General features: G+C 59.2%; 15 protein-coding genes. 8 read left to right on the top strand and 7 right to left on the bottom strand.

Annotated features, from left to right (window positions below; all coding sequences use genetic code 11):
* Nucleotides 1-13 precede the first annotated feature (13 nt).
* Together J3R84_RS36075 and J3R84_RS36070 are read right to left on the bottom strand one after the other, a co-directional pair.
* Complete coding sequence (locus J3R84_RS36075) at nucleotides 14-2167, bottom strand: xanthine dehydrogenase family protein molybdopterin-binding subunit (protein WP_203527442.1); 2154 nt, start codon at nucleotides 2165-2167, stop codon at nucleotides 14-16.
* 3 nt (nucleotides 2168-2170) lie between these two features.
* Complete coding sequence (locus J3R84_RS36070; protein ID WP_025430442.1) at nucleotides 2171-2629, bottom strand: (2Fe-2S)-binding protein; 459 nt, start codon at nucleotides 2627-2629, stop codon at nucleotides 2171-2173.
* Between the two features lie 213 nt (nucleotides 2630-2842).
* Here J3R84_RS36070 and J3R84_RS36065 point away from each other — a divergent pair, with 213 nt between their 5' ends.
* From J3R84_RS36065 to fabI, 7 genes are all read left to right on the top strand, one after another.
* Nucleotides 2843-4564, top strand: a complete 1722-nt coding sequence (locus J3R84_RS36065; RefSeq protein ID WP_373688504.1) for a SulP family inorganic anion transporter — start codon at nucleotides 2843-2845, stop codon at nucleotides 4562-4564.
* A 957-nt stretch (nucleotides 4565-5521) separates the two neighbouring features.
* Entirely contained in the window at nucleotides 5522-6901 is a 1380-nt protein-coding gene (locus J3R84_RS36060; protein WP_203527444.1) for a DUF3300 domain-containing protein, read from the top strand.
* 21 nt (nucleotides 6902-6922) lie between these two features.
* On the top strand, nucleotides 6923-7882 hold the full coding sequence (locus J3R84_RS36055) for a DUF2950 domain-containing protein (protein ID WP_025430439.1): 960 nt from the start codon (nucleotides 6923-6925) through the stop codon (nucleotides 7880-7882).
* A 255-nt stretch (nucleotides 7883-8137) separates the two neighbouring features.
* Nucleotides 8138-10381: a DUF3141 domain-containing protein gene (locus J3R84_RS36050; RefSeq protein WP_203527446.1), complete on the top strand. Its 2244-nt coding sequence runs from the start codon at nucleotides 8138-8140 to the stop codon at nucleotides 10379-10381.
* 10 nt (nucleotides 10382-10391) lie between these two features.
* The gene (locus J3R84_RS36045) at nucleotides 10392-11348 is read left to right on the top strand and encodes a phosphate acetyltransferase (RefSeq protein ID WP_057216740.1); all 957 of its coding nucleotides are present in this window, start codon (nucleotides 10392-10394) and stop codon (nucleotides 11346-11348) included.
* Between the two features lie 3 nt (nucleotides 11349-11351).
* Nucleotides 11352-12530, top strand: a complete 1179-nt coding sequence (locus tag J3R84_RS36040; protein WP_057216742.1) for an acetate/propionate family kinase — start codon at nucleotides 11352-11354, stop codon at nucleotides 12528-12530.
* Between the two features lie 140 nt (nucleotides 12531-12670).
* On the top strand, nucleotides 12671-13456 hold the full coding sequence (gene fabI, locus J3R84_RS36035) for an enoyl-ACP reductase FabI (RefSeq protein WP_057216745.1): 786 nt from the start codon (nucleotides 12671-12673) through the stop codon (nucleotides 13454-13456).
* Between the two features lie 153 nt (nucleotides 13457-13609).
* Here fabI and J3R84_RS36030 read toward each other — a convergent pair whose 3' ends face one another.
* From J3R84_RS36030 to J3R84_RS36010, 5 genes are all read right to left on the bottom strand, one after another.
* Nucleotides 13610-13780: a hypothetical protein gene (locus J3R84_RS36030; protein WP_225968630.1), complete on the bottom strand. Its 171-nt coding sequence runs from the start codon at nucleotides 13778-13780 to the stop codon at nucleotides 13610-13612.
* On the bottom strand, nucleotides 13777-15117 hold the full coding sequence (locus tag J3R84_RS36025) for an arylsulfatase (RefSeq protein ID WP_225968629.1): 1341 nt from the start codon (nucleotides 15115-15117) through the stop codon (nucleotides 13777-13779). The genes J3R84_RS36030 and J3R84_RS36025 overlap by 4 nt, the downstream gene beginning before the upstream one ends.
* A 201-nt stretch (nucleotides 15118-15318) precedes the next feature.
* Nucleotides 15319-15723, bottom strand: coding sequence for a response regulator transcription factor (locus J3R84_RS36020; protein WP_057216750.1), 405 nt, complete (start codon nucleotides 15721-15723; stop codon nucleotides 15319-15321).
* Between the two features lie 73 nt (nucleotides 15724-15796).
* Nucleotides 15797-16429 carry a response regulator transcription factor gene (locus J3R84_RS36015; protein WP_057216756.1) on the bottom strand — a complete coding sequence of 211 codons (633 nt, stop codon included), beginning with the start codon at nucleotides 16427-16429 and terminating at the stop codon, nucleotides 15797-15799.
* Between the two features lie 3 nt (nucleotides 16430-16432).
* Nucleotides 16433-18316 carry a sensor histidine kinase gene (locus J3R84_RS36010; protein ID WP_057216758.1) on the bottom strand — a complete coding sequence of 628 codons (1884 nt, stop codon included), beginning with the start codon at nucleotides 18314-18316 and terminating at the stop codon, nucleotides 16433-16435.
* Between the two features lie 336 nt (nucleotides 18317-18652).
* On the opposite strand from J3R84_RS36010, the gene J3R84_RS36005 reads away from it, so the two are divergent.
* Nucleotides 18653-20317, top strand: coding sequence for an arylsulfatase (locus tag J3R84_RS36005; RefSeq protein WP_057207015.1), 1665 nt, complete (start codon nucleotides 18653-18655; stop codon nucleotides 20315-20317).
* Nucleotides 20318-20338: the final 21 nt, after the last annotated feature.

The following is a 20338-nucleotide window of genomic DNA, read 5'->3' as shown; positions in this document are numbered from 1 at the left end:
CTGACGATATCCCTCACGATGAGATGACACTGACGATGGGAAGCTGCCGCACGGGGGTGCCGGTCAGCTTTCGCCACGCATTGGCGACCGCCGGCCCTATGGGCGGCACGCCGGGCTCGCCGACGCCAGTCGGTTTTTCCGCAGATCTGATGATCTCCACTGCCACATCGGGCATTTCATTGATGCGGATCGAGCGGTAGTCGTGGAAATTCGACTGCACGATCCGTCCGCCTTGGCCGAGAGTAACGGCGTCGAACAGAACGGCACCGAGCCCATAGCCGATGCCGCCCTCCATCTGTGCCTTGATGATGTTGGGATTGACCGCGACGCCGCAATCGACCGCACACCAGACTTTATGGACACGCGGGGCGCCATCGGAGCCGACCGAAACTTCCGCGACCTGACCGACGAACGAGCCGAAGCTTTCGACGACGGCGACACCACGGGCGCGCCCGTCAGGAGGTGTTGATCCCCAGTCCGCCATTTCCGATGCCTTGCGCAGGACGCCGGCGTGACGCGACCCCTTGTCAAGCAGCGCAAGCCGTCCTTCGACCGGGTCCCGACCGACGCGGGCCAGCAGTTCGTCGACAAAGGTTTCGACCGCAAAGCCGGTATGGGTGTGGCCGACCGAGCGCCACCACAAAGGCGGGATCGGAAGCACGATGTTGTGTGACGTGACCTTGAGATTGGGGATCTGATAGGGAAGGTTGGATGCGCCCTCCACCGATGTCTGATCCAGGTCCGCCTTGGCCATGATCGACTGTCCGACAATGATCTGTTCCCAGGCGGTGATATGGCCCTCGGCATCGATCGCCCCACGCATCTTGTGGGCATACATCGGCCGATAGAAGCCGCCCTGGATGTCGTCCTCGCGCGTCCACATGTGCTTGAGTGGTCGATCGCCGCCGATTGCAGCATAGGTCGTTGCCGCCTCCTGCATATAGGGCGAGCCGAATTGCGCCTTACGGCCGAAGCTGCCGCCGGCGAGCTGGGTATTCACGCGGACTTTCTTTTCGTCGAGGCCGAGAATCTTGGCCGCCACCTGCTGGTCGAAGCCCGGGAACTGCGCACCGTTGTAAATGTCGACGGAGCCGTCGGCGGCCTTGATGAAAACCGCGTCGAGCGGCTCCATCGGGGCGTGTGCGAGAAACGGGAAAACGATCTCCGCCTCGACCGTCTGGAGGCCTTCTTTCCGGAAAGCCTCGTCGACATTCCCGGTATTCGCCGCCTCGAGGCCCGGCTCGTCAAAATGTCTGATGTATTCGGCAGCGAGCTCCTGTGATGAGCGGGTTTCCGCCTTTGCAAGATCCCATTCGACCTTGAGGGCTTCGCGGCCCTTCAGTGCCGCGAACGTGTTGTCCGCGTAGACCGCGACGCCTTGAGGGATCTGTTTGACATCGACCACACCCATGACCTTGCGCGCCTCGCTGTCATCGAAGGTTTTCACGGTGGCGCCGAAATGCTTCGGATGGGCGACCACGGCAACCAGCAGATTGTCCGGCGTGATATCGAGCGTGAAAATCGCCGTTCCGTTGATCTTGCCCTGGGTGTCGAGCTTTGGAAGCTCGGTTCCGATCAGCACGAAGTCCTTCGGATCCTTGAGTTTGACATCTGCAGGCGGAGTTTGCCGTGCGGCACTGTCCGCCAGCGCGCCGAAGCCGCTCTCCTTGCCGGAAGACGCATGCTTTACGCGGCCCTTTTCGACGGTGATTTCGGCGACCGGTACCTTCCATTCTTCGGCAGCCGCAGCAACCAGCATGGCCCTTGCGGTGGCGCCGGCCTTGCGCATCTGCTCGTAGGCGTTGGCAATCGAACTCGACCCGCCGGTGCCCTGCAGGCCGAAAGCGAGATTGGCGTAGATCTTGTTGTCAGTCGGCGAGTGGACGGCGCGCATCTGGCTCCAGTCCGCATCGAGTTCTTCGGCAACCAGAGTGGCAAGGCCGGTGAAAGGCCCCTGGCCGAACTCGATGTGCTTGGAAAGCACGGTGACGGTGTCATCCGTACCGATCTTGACGAAGGCGTTCAGCGGCCGGAGTTCGCCGCTCCCGCCGGCCGGCACCCCGGTCTGTGCCGCCGAGAGGAATTTCGGCGCGATCGCCACGCCAATGATCAGGCCGGTGCCGGCGAGGAAGCCACGACGGCTGGTTTTGATGTCATGGATCGTCATTGCTCAGCCCTCCATCGAATTGGCAGCGTTGTGGATCGCTGCTCGAATGCGATGATAGGTGGCGCACCGACAGAGATTGCCGGTCATGGCGCCATCGATCTCGTCGTCCGTCGGCTTGGGCACCATCTGCAGCAGCGCCACCGCCGACATGATCTGGCCGGACTGGCAGTAGCCGCATTGCGGCACATCCAGCCCCGCCCATGCCGTCTGGACAGCCTCGGCTTCCTTGCCGGCAATGCCCTCGATCGTTACCACGTCGGAACCATCGATCATGGCAATCGGTGTGATGCAGGACCGTCGCGGCATGCCGTCCAGATGCACCGTACAGGCGCCGCATTGCGCGATGCCGCATCCGTATTTTGTGCCGGTCAGCTTTTCGAAATCTCGGATCACCCAAAGGAGAGGCGTATCGGGGTCGCCGTCGAACGTCCGATTTTTACCATTGAGCGTGAAAGTCACCATGTCCATGCATCCTTCTCATGGAGCCGCTGGGGCAGGCTCATAACCAAGACTTATGGCACCAGTCGAGGATGGAAAGAGACTGGGCAAAATAGGCGATTAAGCCAGTCAACCGGACAGGTATCGGTTGATCAAATCAATTGCCTGTGACGTGACGACCAGCGGGTTGGGCGATCCACCGGGTCCCTTCCGATGGTTGCTGTAGGGGATCCTGCCATGAGCGATGGCGAAGATCCGATCATGAGGTATAATTGGGCCATGCCGACCTTGCCGTTAATCGCGAGTTTGAAAGAGTACCGCGCCGAGTGGCTTCGCTATGATCTGACGTCGGGTCTAGCGATTGCAGCGGTCGGGTTGCCGAGCGCCATCGCCTATCCGGCCATTGCCGGGTTGCCGCCGGAGGTGGGCCTTTATTCCAGCATATTGCCGCTTCTGGGCTACGCTCTCCTCGGATCTTCGCGACAACTCATCGTCGGCCCAGACGCCGGAACGGTTACGGTGCTGGCCGCCGTGCTATTGTCGCTCAATCTTCCGACCGCAGAAGATCGGCTCGTCGCGACCGCAGCAATCGCTGTCATCGTCGGCGGGTTGTGCTTTGCCGCTTACGCGCTACGGCTGGGCTTCATAGCAAACTTTTTATCGCGGCCGATCCTGACCGGCTTCATGACCGGTATTTCCCTATCGATCCTGATAGGTCAGATCGGGCGCCTGACGGGCGTGAAGATCGAAAGCGAAGGCGTGCTTCGACCGATCATGGAACTGTTGGACAAGGCCGACCAGATCCACTGGCCGTCGCTCACCCTCGGCGTTGGCCTTTTCATCCTCCTGCGTTTGCTCAACACCTGGCGACCCGGCATTCCTGGACCTCTGGTGGCCGTGGCGATTGCAACGGCCATGTCGGCCGCCTTCAATTTTTCCGCCGCGGGCATTCGTGTGGTCGGTGAGATCCCGTCGCGCCTGCCGACGCCGATGCTACCTATCACCACCGGGGTCTCGATCGGTGATCTCTTCTTGGGCGCTGTCGCCGTGTTGATCGTCAGTTTCGGCGCGGGCATCGTGACAGCTCGCAGCTTCGGTGCGAAGAACAAATATCCGGTCGACGCCAACCGAGAACTGCTGGGCTTCGGCGCAGCAAACATCGCCTCCGGGTTGTTCGGGGGCTTTGCCGTCACAGCATCGGATTCGCGCACGGCTATAAATGATTCCATGGGCGGCAAGACTCAACTGGCCGGTATTTTCTCGGCTATCGCCCTGGCGTTGACGGTGCTGTTTCTCACCGGCGCTCTGTCCTTGCTGCCGACCCCCGCGCTCGGCGCCATCCTGGCGTCTGCAGCCATCGGCCTTATCGATCTGCGCGCTCTGCGAGAATTGTGGCGCATCAGCCCGATCGAATTCGTCTTCGCACTCATCAGCATCACCGGCGTGTTGACCCTTGGGGTGCTGCATGGCGTGATTTTCGCTATCGGAGCGACGTTGCTCTACATCCTGATGAAGGGGCTGACGCCGCGCGATGCGCTTCTCGGCCGCATTCCCGGACGCGAAGGCTTCTACAAGCTGCATCGCTACAAGGACGTAAGACCGATCCCTGGCGTTGCCATCTATCTTCTGCAAGGCAGTCTGTTGTTTTTCAATGCCGACCATGTGCGCGGCCGCGTGGAAGAGATCGTCAAGAACCTGCCTGCCGATACGCGATGGTTCATTTTTGATGCTGGCGCGGCAGCGCAGATCGACAGCACCGCAGCGGCGATGCTCGATGATCTACGGGATTTCGTCGAGGGGCGCGGCTTGAAGTTCGGCATTGTCGAGCTCCATAGCGAACCTCGAGAAACCTTGCTGCGCTCGGGCGTCATCGACAAGATCGGCAACGGCATGATCTTCGACGACCTGGAGGACGCGATCGCCGCTTTCGAAGCTGGCAACGCCAAGACCGCAGCCTAGAAGGCTACGGCTCCTCGCCTTTCAACGACATCGTTAATACCCCGGATTGACGCCGCCTGACCGGATCGCGGCGAAGCTTGGATCGGGGTAAGAACCCTGCCATTGAGCGTAGGTGGTATTGCCTCCTCCACTCGTTGCACAGCCCGAGATCGCCATAAGCGCCAGCATTGCGATAACCAGGGAGATATTAGGCAAAGTCGTCCTCCTCCACACTGAGGTTTCGAACAATACGTTAAGACTTATTTGTATGATGCGCAAATCAACATTTTCAGGGTGCATTCGTACCGTATTTGCAAATCTACACAACAGTTTTCAGGGAAGTTAACTGCGCTACGCAAATAATAGGCCGAATTTCATCGGAGAAGCCGCGAAATGTATTGCGGCGTTGCTCGAACGCCAAGAAGAAGTCGATCAATGGGGTGAGGTCGATTGTTGTGTCGCTCGCCCGGCAAGGCTCGCCATCACAAAACGACCCCGGAGCAAAAACAATCGGGGCCGCCCTGGCAGATGGCGTGGCGGTGTCTTTGCGGTCCTTACTTCGGACGGACCAGCGAACGCTAGGCGGCAATCAAAAGCCAGTGAGTGGAAAAAACTGAACGCAATGAATTGAAAATGGACTATTCTGATCTCTGTGCTAGTTTATTCTACCGCAAGGCTCACATACCTGTCCTTTATCTTTGGCAGACAACTGTTCTGGTAATGACGGCGAAGGACGCCGACAGAAATCGCAGCTATATAAATGGCACACGAGCTCATTGGCGCGTGTCTACTCTAGTGTCGAAACGCTCTATCAAGTTCGGATTCTGGGGTGCGCGCAACATTGCCTCGCCACAGCATCCGTTATGGGGACGACAGCTTCAAGTGCTCGATCGGGACCCGGTTCAGAAACTGGTGCGTTGATCCTGCGCCCGCAAGTGTTTTGAGCAAGAGGCCTTCCAGCCTCTTTTGGAGGAAGAAATGGCGATTGAGCGGGTGTTTACGTTTTTCCGCGCGACGGTGATCGTTTTGTCGATGCTTGTGCCCTCTGGGGTTGTGCTGGCCCAGCAGACCGCCACAGCGCCTTCCACGCCCGCGGAGGCGGCTCCAGAACCGCTAAGCGACGATGAGCTCGAGATCCTCGTTGCCCGGATCGCGCTTTATCCCGACGAGTTGGTCGCGCTCATCTCCGCTGCATCGCTCTATCCTTTGCAGGTGGTCGAGGCCGAACGTTTTCTTCAGGAGAGTTCAAAAAATCGCGATCTGAAGCCGAAGGAAAGCTGGGACGGCAGCATCGTTTCGCTGCTCAACTATCCCGAGATCGTCAAGATGATGAGCACCGACCTCGAGTGGACGCAAAGCTTCGGCGAGGCGATCGCCAACCAACAGAAAGATGTTCTCATAGCGATACAGCAGCTGCGTGACGAAGCCGTTGCCAAGGATATAATCAAGACCGACGACAAGATTAAAGTCGTCGAGGAGGGTGACAACGTCGTCATCCAGTCGGCAAATCCCGAAACGATCTATGTGCCGCAGTATGCGCCGGAAATGCTCTACCAGCCCGATTATGCGCCGGTACCGATCGGCTATTATGACGATCCCTATCCTGCCTATTGGTACCCGGGCGCCGCCTTTTTCGCCGGAGCAGTCACCGGCGCGGCCTTCGCGGCCATCGTCGACTGGGATGACTGGGGCGTCTGGGGTGGCAATTGGGGCGGCGACATCGATGTCGATTGCAATAACTGTTTCAACAACATCGACTTCGACGGCAAGATGAAATGGAACGACGTCGACTGGAAGAATGTCGATCGCAGCAAGATCAACTTCGACCGCAATCAGTTGCAGAAGTTTGATCGCACCAACATCAAGAACAACATCAAGGCCAACGGCAACAACAACATTCGTAACCGCGCCGCCGAGATCAATCGCGACCGGCCGCAGGCGCGACCGGGCGGTGCAGGTGGCGGTCAGCTCAACGACGTGCGCAAGAGCACGCTCGATGGGCTGAAGGCGCAGCAGCGACCGGCGGCACGCCCAGGCGGCGGTCAGGCGGTAGCGAAGGCCAGGCCAGGCGGCTCGAAGCCGAGCGTGAACAGGCCCAAAGGCAACAAGCCCTCGCAGGCAAACCGACCCGCCGGCAAGAAGAAGATGGCCGCCAAGGCACAGAACCGGCCCAAGAAGCCGTCCGGCCTCGGCAACGTCAACTCGGGTCGTCGCGAGGTCGCCTCTTCGAAGCGTGGCGGACAGAGTATGGGCGGCGGTCATCGCGGCGGCGGGCGGCCTCAGATGAGAAGTGGCGGTGGAAGGCCATCGGGTGGCGGGGGCCGTGGCGGTGGCGGCCGTGGCGGTGGCAGGCGTTAACGGAGCGACAGGAGCACGATCATGAGCAAGCTTTCTCAGACTCTTCTTCTGGCATCGGCCATTTCCTTCTCCGTTGCTGCATTTCCGCTCGCTGTCGACGGGGCCCGTGCCCAGGCGGTACCAGACGCCGGCGACATCGAGAACTATGCCGCGGCGGAGGATCCGCCGCTGTTCGACGACCCGGCCAAGGCGGTGGAAATGTTCAAGTCGGCGCTCGCCGCCAACGACCTCGATGGTCTTGCAAAGCTTCTGGGCCTTGACGCCGCAAAGCTGAAAACGGGCGAAGGGACGATGGAAACCTTCGCGCTTATTCGCGAAGGTGTGGCACGCAATGTCGTGGTGCGCGACCTCGGCGAAAGCAAGATTCTCGAAATCGGTGATCGGCTCTGGCCGCTGCCGTTTCCGATCACAAAGGGTCGGGACGGCAAGTGGGCTTTCGACACCTATGTCGGGCTTGAGGAGATCGTGAACCGCCGCGTCGGGGAGAACGAACTTGAGGCGATAGAGACCGTGCGCGCCTATGTCGAAGCACAGAAGGATTATGCCTCGCAGGACCGCGACGCCGACGGCGTGCTCGAATATGCCCAGAAGCTGATCAGCAGCCCAGGCCAGACCGATGGATTGTACTGGCCGGCCGAGCAGGGCGATGGTGAGAGCCCGGTCGGCGACGAGATCAGCGAAGCAGCTCTGGAGAAGGCGAAGGCTGGAGAGGGTTATTTCGGCTATCGCTTCCGCATTCTGACGTCACAAGGCGATAATATTGCCGGCGGGAAATACGACTTCATCATCAATGACAATATGATCGGAGGCTTCGGGTTGATCGCCTGGCCGGTGAAATATGCTGAAACCGGTGTGAAGACTTTCGTCGTCAACCAACAGGGCATTGTCTATGAAGCGGATTTGGGTACGAGCACCGAAGCGATCGTGCCGTTTATCGACCGCTTCAATCCGGATGACAAGTGGAGTGTCGTCCTGGATTAGTTGCCAGAAACGCGAGGATGTTCTTCCGGTCTGTCGCATAGGCGGCCGTTTGATCGAAATCAACGTTGCTAACGGATGGTGGCCCTATAAGGTTACACCAGTGACACGATCGAGCGGTATGCTGCAATTTCTTCTGACTGCACAAAAACCTCGCCCTTGCGCGTGAGCCCCGCAGGGCTTCGGTCACGACGGCAGGCAGTCGTTACTGGCAGCGTCAAGAACTAATCCCTTGAACCGTCTAACGGAGTGGGTGCGATGTCCAAGCTTTCCAGTCTTCCGGCCTTACCCATGCCTGGCAATGCATTGACGGAGTACTCCGTGGATGCGTGGCAACGGTGGGTCCTGTTCCTTGATGTAATGCGCAGGCGCGGCGAGCAATATGAGGAACACGCTGCACGCAGCGCGCCTCATGTGCTGGACTATGAAGCCGAGCTCATCTTAGACGGCAGGACCCTGAAAGAGCCGGTCAACTACGCTCTCGTGCGCATCATACCTCCCGCCGACTGCACGATAGATCCTCTCAAGCGTCCATTCATCGTTGTGGATCCACGGGCAGGGCATGGGCCAGGCATCGGTGGCTTCAAGGCCGACAGCGAAATCGGCGTGGCCATGAAGGCCGGTCATACCTGCTATTTTGTCGGTTTCCTGCCGGAACCAGTGCCCGGACAGACGATCGAGAAGGTCCTGTACGCGGAAGCGCAGTTCCTGGAGACGGTCATTTCCCGCCACCCAGAAGCGGATGGCAAGCCCTGCGTCATCGGCAACTGCCAAGCGGGATGGGCAGTGATGATGCTGGCCGCGCTCAGGCCCGAGCTTTTCGGGCCTATTATCATCGCCGGTTCACCGCTTGCCTACTGGGCGGGTGTCCACGGGCAAAATCCGATGCGTTATTCGGGAGGACTTCTCGGTGGAAGTTGGCTGACAGCATTGGTCAGCGATCTTGGCGCGGGAAAATTCGACGGCGCCTGGCTTGTCCAGAATTTCGAGAACCAGAACCCAGCCAACACTCTGTGGACCAAGCAGTATAATCTCTACGCAAAGGTGGATACGGAAGCCGAACGCTATCTCGGTTTTGAGCGTTGGTGGGGTGGACACGTCACTCTGACGGCGGATGAAATGCAGTTCATCGTCGATGACCTGTTCGTCGGCAACAAGCTCGCAGCAGGGGAGATCCGCACATCTGATGGCATGGCCATCGACCTTCGCACGATCCGTTCGCCGATTGTGGTCTTCTGCTCCAAGGGGGACAACATAACACCGCCTCAGCAGGCCCTCGACTGGATTCTCGACATTTACGACAGCGTCGATGAAATTCGCGCGCTTGGCCAGACGATTGTCTATGTCGTCCACGAAAGCGTCGGCCATCTGGGGATTTTTGTCTCCGCCGGGGTTGCTCGTAAGGAGCATGATGAATTCGCGTCAAACATCGATCTGATCGATGTGCTGCCACCTGGCCTTTATGAAGCGGTTCTCGAGCCGAAAGCAGATGCGCTCGATCATCCGGAACTGGTCACCGGGGAGTGGATCATGCGTTGCGAGGCACGGACCCTCGACGATATTCGTGCTCTCGGCGGTAACGATCTTGACGATGAGAAGCGATTTGCGGCGGCGGCTCAGCTTTCGGAGGTCAATCTTGCACTTTACCGTGCGTTTGCCCAACCTTGGGTGCGCGCTGCCGTGACCCCTTCATCGGCAGAGACAATGCGACGACTTCACCCCCTCCGCCTGGGTTACGAGATTTTCGGCCCCTCCAATCCTTTTCTCGACTGGGTTCCCCAGGCAGCAGAGCGCGTTCGCGCCGACCGTCGCCCCACATGGACGGACAATCCCTTCAGCGCCCTCCAAGAGCAGGTTTCCGGCCAAATCGTCGAAGGGCTGGAGTCCTGGCGTAAAATGACGGAACGGCTGGCCGAGCAAACCTTCGGTGCGATCTATGGCTCGTCTGCGCTTCAGGCCGCCCTTGGCGTCGATCCAAAGTCAAATCTGCCACCACGTAAGGCGCCGAAGAGCAAGCTGATCAACGCGCTTGTCGAAGCTCGCACTGCGGCGTTGAAGGAAAGAATATCCGTTGGCGGTCTCCTGGAGGCTCTCGTTCGATCGCTGCTGTTCGTGGGGATGGCCCGTGGCGGGGCCGACGAACGCGGGTTTCAGGCCATTCGCGTGCTTCGGCGTGGCCATCGAGATGCTCGGCAACTGAACCTTTCGGAGTTCAAGGCGCTGGTTCGGGATCAATACTACATCCTGCTTGTCGATGAGGCGGCAGCGCTCGCAGCCATTCCAGCGATGCTGCCGAACGAGCTTGAACAGCGTCAGGCCGCCTTGCAGAGCCTGCGGGGCGTGCTCGAGGCCTCCGGCGCGTTGACGGAAGCTGCGGCGGAGCGCTTTGCCTACGTGACCGAGCTTTTCAGCCTGGATAAGGGGCGCGTGGGCGTCAAGCCGACGCCGATGGCTGTTAGACCTGCCGCGCGCAACCGCGGCGCCGTGCGATCAAGATTGTAGGAGATTATCAGTGGCTTTCTCTAGCGCGACAACTCTGGAGCCATCAAAATACGACCGCCTGATTGCGGCTGCACAAGAGGTTCCTCCCGCAATCACCATCGTAGCGCATCCCTGCGACGAGACCTCACTGCGTGGTGCCTTGGAAGCAGCCCAGCACCGGCTGATTGTTCCGGTTCTGATTGGGCCCGAGGCGAAGCTCCGCAAAGTCGCAGCCGAGGCCGAACTTGATCTCAAGGCATGCGAGATTATCGATGCGCCACACAGCCACGCCGCAGCGGCGAAAGCCGTGGCACTCATTCGCGAGGGGAAAGGCGAGCTCTTGATGAAGGGTAGCCTGCACACTGACGAATTGATGCGGGAAGTAACCGCTTCTGCCACCGGTCTTAGAACGGAACGCCGCATCAGCCATGTGTTCGTGATGGACGTTCCTGGTCACGCGGACACGCTGTTCATCACCGATGCGGCGATCAACATTTTTCCCGACCTCGATGTCAAGCGCGACATCGTGCAGAACGCGATCGACCTCTGGGTCACCATTGGCCTCGGCGAACCCCGCGTCGCGATCGTGTCAGCAGTCGAGACAGTGACGACCAAGATCCCTTCGACCCTTGATGCAGCGGCATTGTGCAAGATGGCAGAGCGCGGTCAGATCACCGGCGGCCTGCTCGACGGCCCGCTTGCGTTCGACAACGCGATAAGCCCGGAGGCCGCCCGTATCAAAGGGCTCAACTCGCCCGTAGCCGGCAGGGCGCAGATCATCGTCGTGCCAGATCTTGAAGCCGGCAACATGCTTGCCAAGAACCTGACGTTCCTGGCCCATGCGGACGCCGCGGGGATCGTGCTTGGTGCGCGCGTTCCCATTATTCTTACCTCGCGGGCAGACACAGTGCGCAGTCGCCTGGCATCATGCGCAGTTGCAACCCTTTATGCGACGGCCCGCCGTCGCTCTACACAAGTGGCGGCTTGAAGCGTGGACGCGATCCTTGTCGTCAACGCCGGCTCATCCAGCCTCAAGTTCCAGATTTTCGAGATCGTGGGCAAAGAGTTGGAGCGGCGCATCCGTGGTCAGATCGACGGGATCGGGGCGCGGCCCCGCTTGCGTGCGGCGACCGCTTCGGGCGAGGTCCTCGTCGATCGCAGTTACGAGCAGGCCGCGATGGGCGATCTGCCCGCTGCCATCGCTGAAGCAGGTGACTGGCTGCGGTCACTTGATGGTTTCGTCCTACGGGCGATTGGCCACCGCGTCGTCCATGGCGGACCCAACTATGCGCAACCGATCCTGCTCGATCACGACATCCTCGATAAGCTCGCCACGTTCCAAGAACTTGCGCCATTGCACCAGCCGAACAACCTCGCGCCGATCCGGCTTGCCATGGAGATTAATCCGCTGGTTCCGCAGGTCGCCTGTTTCGACACGGCTTTCCACCGCGGCCATGCTCCTCATACGGACTGCTACGCCTTGCCGATGGCTTTCTACGAGGAAGGTGTACGAAGATATGGCTTCCACGGGTTGTCTTACGAGTACATCGCAGACCGGATCGGCAACCTAGCGCCCGATGTCGGCCAAGGAAGGGTCGTGGTTGCTCATCTCGGCAGCGGCGCTTCCATGTGCGCAATGAAGGCAGGGCGCAGCGTCGAGACGACGATGGGCTTTACAGCACTTGATGGTGTGCCGATGGGCACCAGGCCAGGGCAGATGGATCCGGGCGTCGTGCTCTACTTGATCGATCAGAAAGGAATGACAACGGGAGAGGTTACAGATCTTCTTTACCGTGCGTCTGGTCTCAAAGGTCTTTCAGGCATCTCCGGCGATATGCGTGATCTTCTGGCTAGCGATGATCCGCGCGCCGCGTTCGCGATCGATCATTTCGTCCATCGTTGCGCGCTCAGCGTGGGCATGCTTGCCGCCGCCCTCGAAGGTCTCGACGCGTTCGTCTTCACGGGCGGGGTTGGTGAGAATTCGGCGCCAATTCGCGCGCGTATCAGTGAGCGCCTTTCTTGGCTCGGGGTTGAGCTTGATGACGCAGCAAACAACGCGGGTAAAACCCGTATATCGACGCAGACGAGCCGCGTAGCGCTCTATGTCTTGCCGACGGATGAGGAGTTGATGATCGCGCGCCACGTTCATGCGCTTATCACCAGGCCCTGACCACTACAGCGCCGCGCGTCTTATTAGACGCGCCAAGGTCGCTGTAGCACTTTGAGTGGCTGCATGTTTCCTTAGATCGAATACGATTTAAGGAAACATGCAGTACGCCCTGAAACCAGATCTCACAGGAGCAGCAATCAATGTCCAGCCCGGTCGTCAAAGCGGAGCTTCTCAAAGGGAAAAAGGGGCTGATTGTCGGTATCGCGAACGATCGTTCCATTGCATGGGGTTGCGCGCGGGCCTTTCGCGCCTTTGGTGCCGAGCTGGCCGTCACCTATCTGAACGATAAGGCCAAGCCCTATGTGGAGCCTCTCGCGCATGAGGTCGGGGCGTCGATCTTGATGCCGGTGGATCTGGCCATTCCCGGGCAAATCGAAGCTGTGTTCGATCGGATTGAAAGGACCTGGGGTGAGCTCGATTTCGTCGTCCACTCAATTGCCTTTTCGCCAAAGGACACGCTCGGTGGTCGGGTCGTCGACGTGCCGCGCGATGGTTTTCTCACGACCATGGATATCTCTTGCTGGTCTTTTATCCACATGGCTCGCCTCGCCGAACCGTTGATGAAAAACGGAGGCACACTGTTCACGATGACCTATTACGGTTCGCAGATGGTCGTCGAGAACTACAACATCATGGGTGTGGCGAAGGCGGCACTCGAAAGTGCTGTTCGATACCTTGCCGCAGAACTCGGGCCGAAGGGAATTCGCGTCCACGCGATTTCGCCGGGAGCGGTAGCGACGCGTGCTGCGTCGGGCATTCCGGAATTCGACGAACTACTGGAAAAGACCATCCGGAAGTCTCCAGCCCGCGAACTCGTCAGTATTGACGACGTAGGTGTCGCCACCGCCTTTCTTGCCCACGATGCCGCGCGCCTGATGACAGGGCAGGTGCTCTATGTCGATGGCGGCTATCACATCATTGATTGATCGAGCCGAGAGCAGGTGGGGTATGTACCGCGTGTTTGCTTCGGGTGCGCCTCCTTAACAAAGCGGTGCGGGTTGCCGGGGGATAGTTATTCCGGTTCCGGTCGTTATTGGCAGCTCAAGCTGAGCTTTCTTCGGCTCTGACGGCCAGCGCTTTCAGAACTTCGTCATGTTCGCACCGGGCGGGTTGGGTGACCGCACCAGAGTTGTCTTGTATTCCTCCACTGCCTTCAGCAATGGCCCAAGAACCCAGTTGTACATTTCGCCGATATTGTGCTCTTCCTGCGGGTCCGACTCGACGTTGAACACCTTTGGGTAACCATTCATCGGCGCGGCGCTGGATCCCACTCCCCCATTGGCATCATGCCGCCAGGGCCGCTGCGGCCAGGCCCTACGTCGACGAAATACGCCCGGAATTGCTTCCAGCGGACGGAGACGAGATCAGACCCGACGAAGGTCAGCAGATGCTCTCGCCGTCCGGTGTCATTCTTGCCGAGCAGCAGGTCGCTTTGGTCGATTCCGTCAATTGGCCGATCGCTGGGGACCTTGCCGCCGGCAAGACGTGCGAAGGTCGGGAAGAAATCCATGATTGAGAACATCGCATAGGAGGAGCGCGGCTTGATCATTTGCGGCCAGCGGATCACGGCGGCGGTGCGGATCGCGCCCTCGCTGACATCGCCCAGCGCGCCACGATAGGGGCCCGTCGTTCCCATGTCGGGCATGTCAGCGCCGAACCGGCTCGCTCCAGGGCCGTCTGGCCCATTGTCGGATGCGAAAACGACAATCGTGTTTTCCTCAAGGCCAAGCGCTTTCAATGCATCGAGTACTGTGCCGACGATTGCATCGCCCTCCATCAGCGAGTCCCCGAACTGGCCGATGCGTGAAGCTCCCTCGAAACGCTTCGAAGGCAGATTGGGAAAGTGCGTGCGAGAGATCGGCAAATACAGGAAGAACGCCTTTCCTGCTGCCTTTTGGCGCGTCATGAAATCGATGCCGTGGTCCACCAGTTCCCAGTCGATCCCGCGACGCACTTCCTCCGTGTAGGGTTTGACCAGCGTTAGCGGCTCTCCACGTTTAGCTTCAACGATGTGCGGTCCATTTTCGAGCGAGATGTCGACGGACTTGGTCTGGAGACCTTGGCGGATCATGCCGAACGCGTCCCAGGTGTCGCTGGGCGGGATTCCATAAAATTCGTCGAAGCCCTGGTTCTGCGGCTGACTGTAGATTTGTCCGCCAAGGTGCCACTTGCCGAAGATCGCCGTGGCGTAGCCGGCGTCGCGTAGCATCTCTGCCATGGTAATCTCGTCGGCTGGCAGCGAGATAGATGTGCCAGCCACCGCCACCAACGAAAGCCCGGACCGTATGGAGTAGCGTCCTGTCATCAACGCGGCGCGCGATGGCGTACAAGACGGCTCGACTAGGAACTGCGTCAGCCGCAGCCCTTCCGCAGCAAGTTGGTCGATGCGCGGCGTCGGTGAGCCGCGCAGCTCCCCGCCGCCATAGGCGCCAATGTCGCCATAGCCGATGTTATCAGCCAGAATGAACAGGATGTTTGGCGTCGATTGCTGCGCAAATGCCGCTCCGACAAACAACGATTGAGCAATGAGAGACGCTCCGATCGCAAGTGCGTCGCGCGTCCACGGCCACAGTTTGAGCCAAGTCATGCTGCGTCTCTCCACTGTTTCCAAATCCGGGCAGGCGGACGCCGGGTGCTCCTGCTGCGGACGGGAACATCTTTCAATACCGCTGCGTCTGCTCGCCGCTCCAAAATGATCGCCCGCTGGCCTCCCGATCCGCTGTTTCGTTTGTGCGCCAAAAACAGAACCCTGCCTATTGTCCTTCGGGGAAGCGGGATCGCAATGCATTCAAAGCCCCAATGCCCTGTCGACAGCATTGATCAACAAGGCGGCGGGGAACGGCTTGCGTAGATACGCGATGCAGCCCGCCTTAACCGCCTCCACGTGAAGCGCCTCATCCTCAACGGCGGTGATGAAGATAACCGGGAGTTCGCTGCCCGATGCCTTTAAGCGGTGCCATAGTTCGATGCCTGAAATGCCACCCAAATGAATATCGAGGACGATACAGCCAAACTGACTTGCGTCGGCATGGCTTAAAAAGGCCTCGGCAGATGCAAATGCTTCGGTTGCAAAACCATTTGCGTTCAACAGTCGCACGACGCTCCGGCGCACGCTTGCGTCGTTCTCGACAACGGCCACTGTGCGTTGTGGGCTTTCCACTTGAGGCCTTTCTGGAGCCAAGAACAGGAGCAGCCCCGATCACGACGAACGTAGGACCAACATTGGAGGCTGGCTATTGACCTTTGGTGAAGCGCCGCGTTCCAAGTTATCGTGGGAGCGCATCCGAGGCTGGATCGAAAAGGCGCAATCTCTCGGCGATCGACACGGTCTCGGCCAGGGACCGGGCTTCAAGCTTTTCCATGACGTTGTGGCGGTGCGCCTTGACCGTCCGTTCGGATGTGCCGAGAGCATGAGCGATCTGCTTGTTGAGCTTGCCGCGGACGATGAAGCCGAAAACCTCGAACTCACGTGGTGTCAGGTGCGCAATGCGCGCCCTAAGGGCTTGGATACGATCCTGCTCGACACGCTGCGTCTCGCACCGGCGCAACGCCCGCTCGACGGCCTCCAGCAGTGCCCCCCTGGGCGCCGGCTTTTCCAAGAAATCCTCGGCGCCCGCTTTCATCGCCTGAACGCTGGCTTTGACGTTGCCACGTCCCGTGAGAAACACGACAGGCAGAAGCGGCGCTCGCTCAGTGACCCTGTTCTGTAGCTCCAGACCGCTCAGCCCAGGTAAATCAAGGTCAAGGAGGACACAGCCAGGTTCGTCATGCGGAAACTGCGCCAGAAACTGATCGCCTGATTCATAGAGAGACACGCGGTACCCGGATGCCGAAAGCAGCCGCCCGACTGCGGTGCGGAAGGATCGATCATCATCGACGATGTGAACGATTGGTTCCATGGTTCATCCAGTTTGCGCGAGAGGCAGTAAAACTCTGAAAACTGCTCCGCCTTCTGGGCGGTTGGCGGCCCAGATCGTGCCGCCGTAGGTTTCGACTATTGCGCGCACGATGGAAAGGCCAAGCCCCGTTCCGGAGGGCTTTGTAGTATAGAACGGCTCGAAAATGCTGGCGAGCTGTTCGTTTGGTATTCCACGACCGGTGTCCGAAATCGACAGCTCGACCTTGGAATCCTTCGTCAGTGTTGTCTCAAGCATAAGCCTCCGCTCGGTCGCGACCACGTCGAGCATTGCATCCATTGCATTGGTTGCCAGATTGAGAATGATCTGCTGGACGTGGACCCGGTCGGCTCGGACCGGCAGTTCCCGCCGGGCCCAATTGGAACTCACGACGACGCCCCTCTGCTCGGCTTCGCCGCGGAGAATCCTGATCGCACTTGTGATGACCTCATTGAGGTCGAACTCCTGCCAGTCGATCTCTCCTCGCTTCTTAAGTAGGCCTCGCATCCGCGAAATGACGTCATGGGCACGCTGATCGTCGTCTTGAATGTCTATGAGGATCTGCTTGATCAGCTCGAGATCGGGCCTCTCGGACATCAGAATTGCCTCCGCCGCCTCGGCGTTGCTGCGGATTGCACCCAGCGGCTGGTTAAGCTCGTGCGCGATTGAGGCTGAAAGCGCGCCGGCTGTTGCGGATTGATTGAGGTGAACCACTTCGAGCAGACGGAGGCGCGATTCGACCTCCGCCGCCTGGCGGCGACGGCGTTCGACAAGAAGTCCGGCAATGACTGTGCCTTGCAGAGCAACAATGGCAAGGGCGACGACGGTCGCGAACCAGTATTGTTCCCAGAAAGTGGGCTCTTTGAACATCTGGACCGTGCCTGCAGGAAGATCCTTTTCCGACAACCCCCAGCGTCGGAGCTGCCTCACGTCGGCGACATATGTTTGGGGCGACCGGAGACTGGAGATTGGCTTGCCAGCGATGGCATCGAGCGCAAGGTCGGCCGCCGTTTTGCCCAGTGACCCAAACGTGACCACGTTGCCTCCAACAATGCCATAGTCGATGTAGGTCGGGTACGGGCCGTAGATCGGCGCACTGGCAGTCTTCGATATTTGCTTGATCGCTTCGCGCGGAACGAAATTGCGCCCGGTAACGTCCTTGAAAATCGTCAGCGCCAGTACAATGCTGTCGGGAGGTAGCTCGGCGGCTCGCTTGGTGAACTCTTCGATCGTCAGGTCTTCCAAGTATGTCGTTTCAAACGTTCTTGAGAAAACCGCAAGATCGGCTCGCGCGGTAGCAAGCCATGAACGGTCGAATTCGGATGATCCTCCAACTATGAAGAGATGCCGCGCATCAGGCTGGAGACCGCGGGCCATCTCAGCGGTCTTTACGATGTCAAATTCGCTGAAAGCTCCGATCACGTCGCTGGGCAAGTCCATTGCTTCGGCAGCGGAACTGCTGAAGCCCGCGACGATTATCCTTGCATCGCCCGAGATTTCCTTGCGGTTGGCAGAGATGAACCGAGCCGACTCCTCGCCGAGCGCAATCACCACGTCAGGGCGGCGATCGCCGTACTTGGCCGTAAGATATTCAGCCATACGGCGCATGTGCTTCGGCTCAGGAAATCGCGAAAGGTCGAGAAATTCGGAGAAAAGATCGATCCGGCCTTTGGTTGCGTCGAGAAGCCGCGACCTGACGGCCTCCCCGGCTGCGGTGGTCGCCGCGATCCGCTCGTCATAAGGATAGAGCACCAGCACACGCGGCACACTGTCAACAACTGCCTGACCGGCCGTCGCCGCTGACGCAGTCGCCAGGAATGCACACAGGCCCGGAACCACACCCCTGATCAGCCAGTGCGATTGCCTGGTCCGGTTACCCAGAACGCCCATGACTTTCCCCCGACAGATAGGCGCAATCTACCAAGGCGAACTTGCTAATACAACCAGAGCTTTAGAATTCAAGCGCAAGCTAACGAAGTGCGGTTTTGCCCGATGGTACAATATCCCCGCCGCAAGACGTCCGATAGTTTCACCGTCGTGGGTGGCCTCGCGCTGGCCACAGGCATCCAGACGAGAGGCCCTCGATCGAGGGCGTTCAGGCTACAGCATTGCTTCAATTTGCTTCGTTTCGATACAGCAAGGACAGGCGGCGGATCCCCTTAAACGCATCAGAACTCGTGCGTTTGGTGAACCCGATCCGCCCAAGCCTTCGGAGGAGTAGTCAATATGAATTTTCGCTTCATGTGCTCTGTCGGAGCCTTGGCGGCTTCGACATTTCTCGTTGGGGCCGCATCCCAAGTGCAAGCCCAGTCGCCGTCAAAACCCAACATTCTCTTTATCGTTTCCGACGACACGGGCTATGGCGATCTGGGCCCCTATGGCGGCGGCCAAGGACGCGGCATGCCGACGCCGAACATCGACAAGCTGGCCGATGAAGGCATGACCTTCTTCTCCTTCTATGCCCAGCCGAGCTGCACGCCAGGCCGGGCTGCAATGCAGACCGGGCGCATTCCGAACCGGAGCGGCATGACGACCGTGGCTTTCCAGGGGCAGGGTGGTGGTCTGCCGGCAGCGGAGTGGACGCTGGCGTCAGTGCTGAAGCGCGGCGGCTATCATACGTACTTCACCGGAAAGTGGCATCTCGGCGAGGCGGACTATGCGCTTCCGATCGCCCAGGGCTATGACGAGATGAAATATGTCGGCCTTTACCATCTCAACGCCTATACCTATGCGGATCCGACCTGGTTCCCTGACATGGACCCGGCACTGCGGGCTATGTTCCAGAAGGTGACGAAAGGCGCGCTTTCGGGCAAGGCCGGCGGCGAGGCGAAGGAAGACTTCAAGATCAACGGCCAGTATGTCGATACTCCGGTGATCGACGGCAAGGAAGGCGTTGTCGGCATTCCGTTCTTCGACGGCTATGTCGAGAAAGCGGCCATCGAATTCCTCGATGAGGCTGCAAAGAAGCCGGATGAGCCGTTCTTCATCAATGTCAACTTCATGAAGGTGCATCAGCCGAACATGCCGGCACCGGAGTTCGAGCACAAATCGATGTCCAAGTCGAAATATGCCGACTCGGTCGTGGAGCTCGACACCCGTATCGGCCGGATCATGGACAAGCTGCGCGAAACCGGAATGGACCGGAACACGCTGGTGTTCTACACAACCGACAACGGCGCTTGGCAAGACGTCTATCCGGACGCGGGATACACTCCGTTTCGCGGCACCAAGGGCACATTGCGCGAGGGTGGAAATCGTGTTCCCGCAATCGCAGTTTGGCCGGGCAAGATCAAGCCCGATACCAGGAACCACGAACTCATCGGCGGTCTCGATCTCATGGCGACGTTCGCTTCGGTCGGCGGTGTCCCACTGCCCGAAAATGATCGTGAAGACAAGCCAATCATTTTCGACAGCTACGATATGACACCGGTCCTGACGGGTAGCGGCCCATCGCCACGCAAATCCTGGTTCTACTTCACGGAGAACGAACTTTCACCCGGCGCAATCCGCGTAAACAACTACAAGTTCGCGTTCAATCTTCGCGGCGACGATGGAGCCCAGACCGGCGGACTGGCCGTTGACTCAAACCTTGGATGGAAGGGCGCGGAGAAATACGTGGCCACCGTACCTCAGGTGTTTGACCTTTGGCAGGACCCTCAGGAACGCTACGATATCTTCATGAACAACTTCACTGAGCGGACTTGGATGGGCGTTGTCATGGGGGAAGAACTGAAGAAGATCATGGCGACATACGTGAAATATCCTCCACGCAAGCTGCAGAGCATGGGATATACGGGCCCGATTACGCTTTCAAACTATGAGCGTTTCCAATGGGTGCGGGACTCCTTGGCGAAGGAGGGTGTTAGTATTCCGATGCCAACCGGCAACTGACCTTGGCGCGGCGGCTCCGTT

Origin of the sequence: Ensifer canadensis, from assembly GCF_017488845.2 — a bacterium.
In the GTDB taxonomy this organism is placed as follows: Bacteria; Pseudomonadota; Alphaproteobacteria; order Rhizobiales; family Rhizobiaceae; genus Ensifer; species Ensifer canadensis.
Note: the sequence above shows the minus strand (reverse complement) of the source record. Positions and strands in the feature narration are given on the sequence as shown.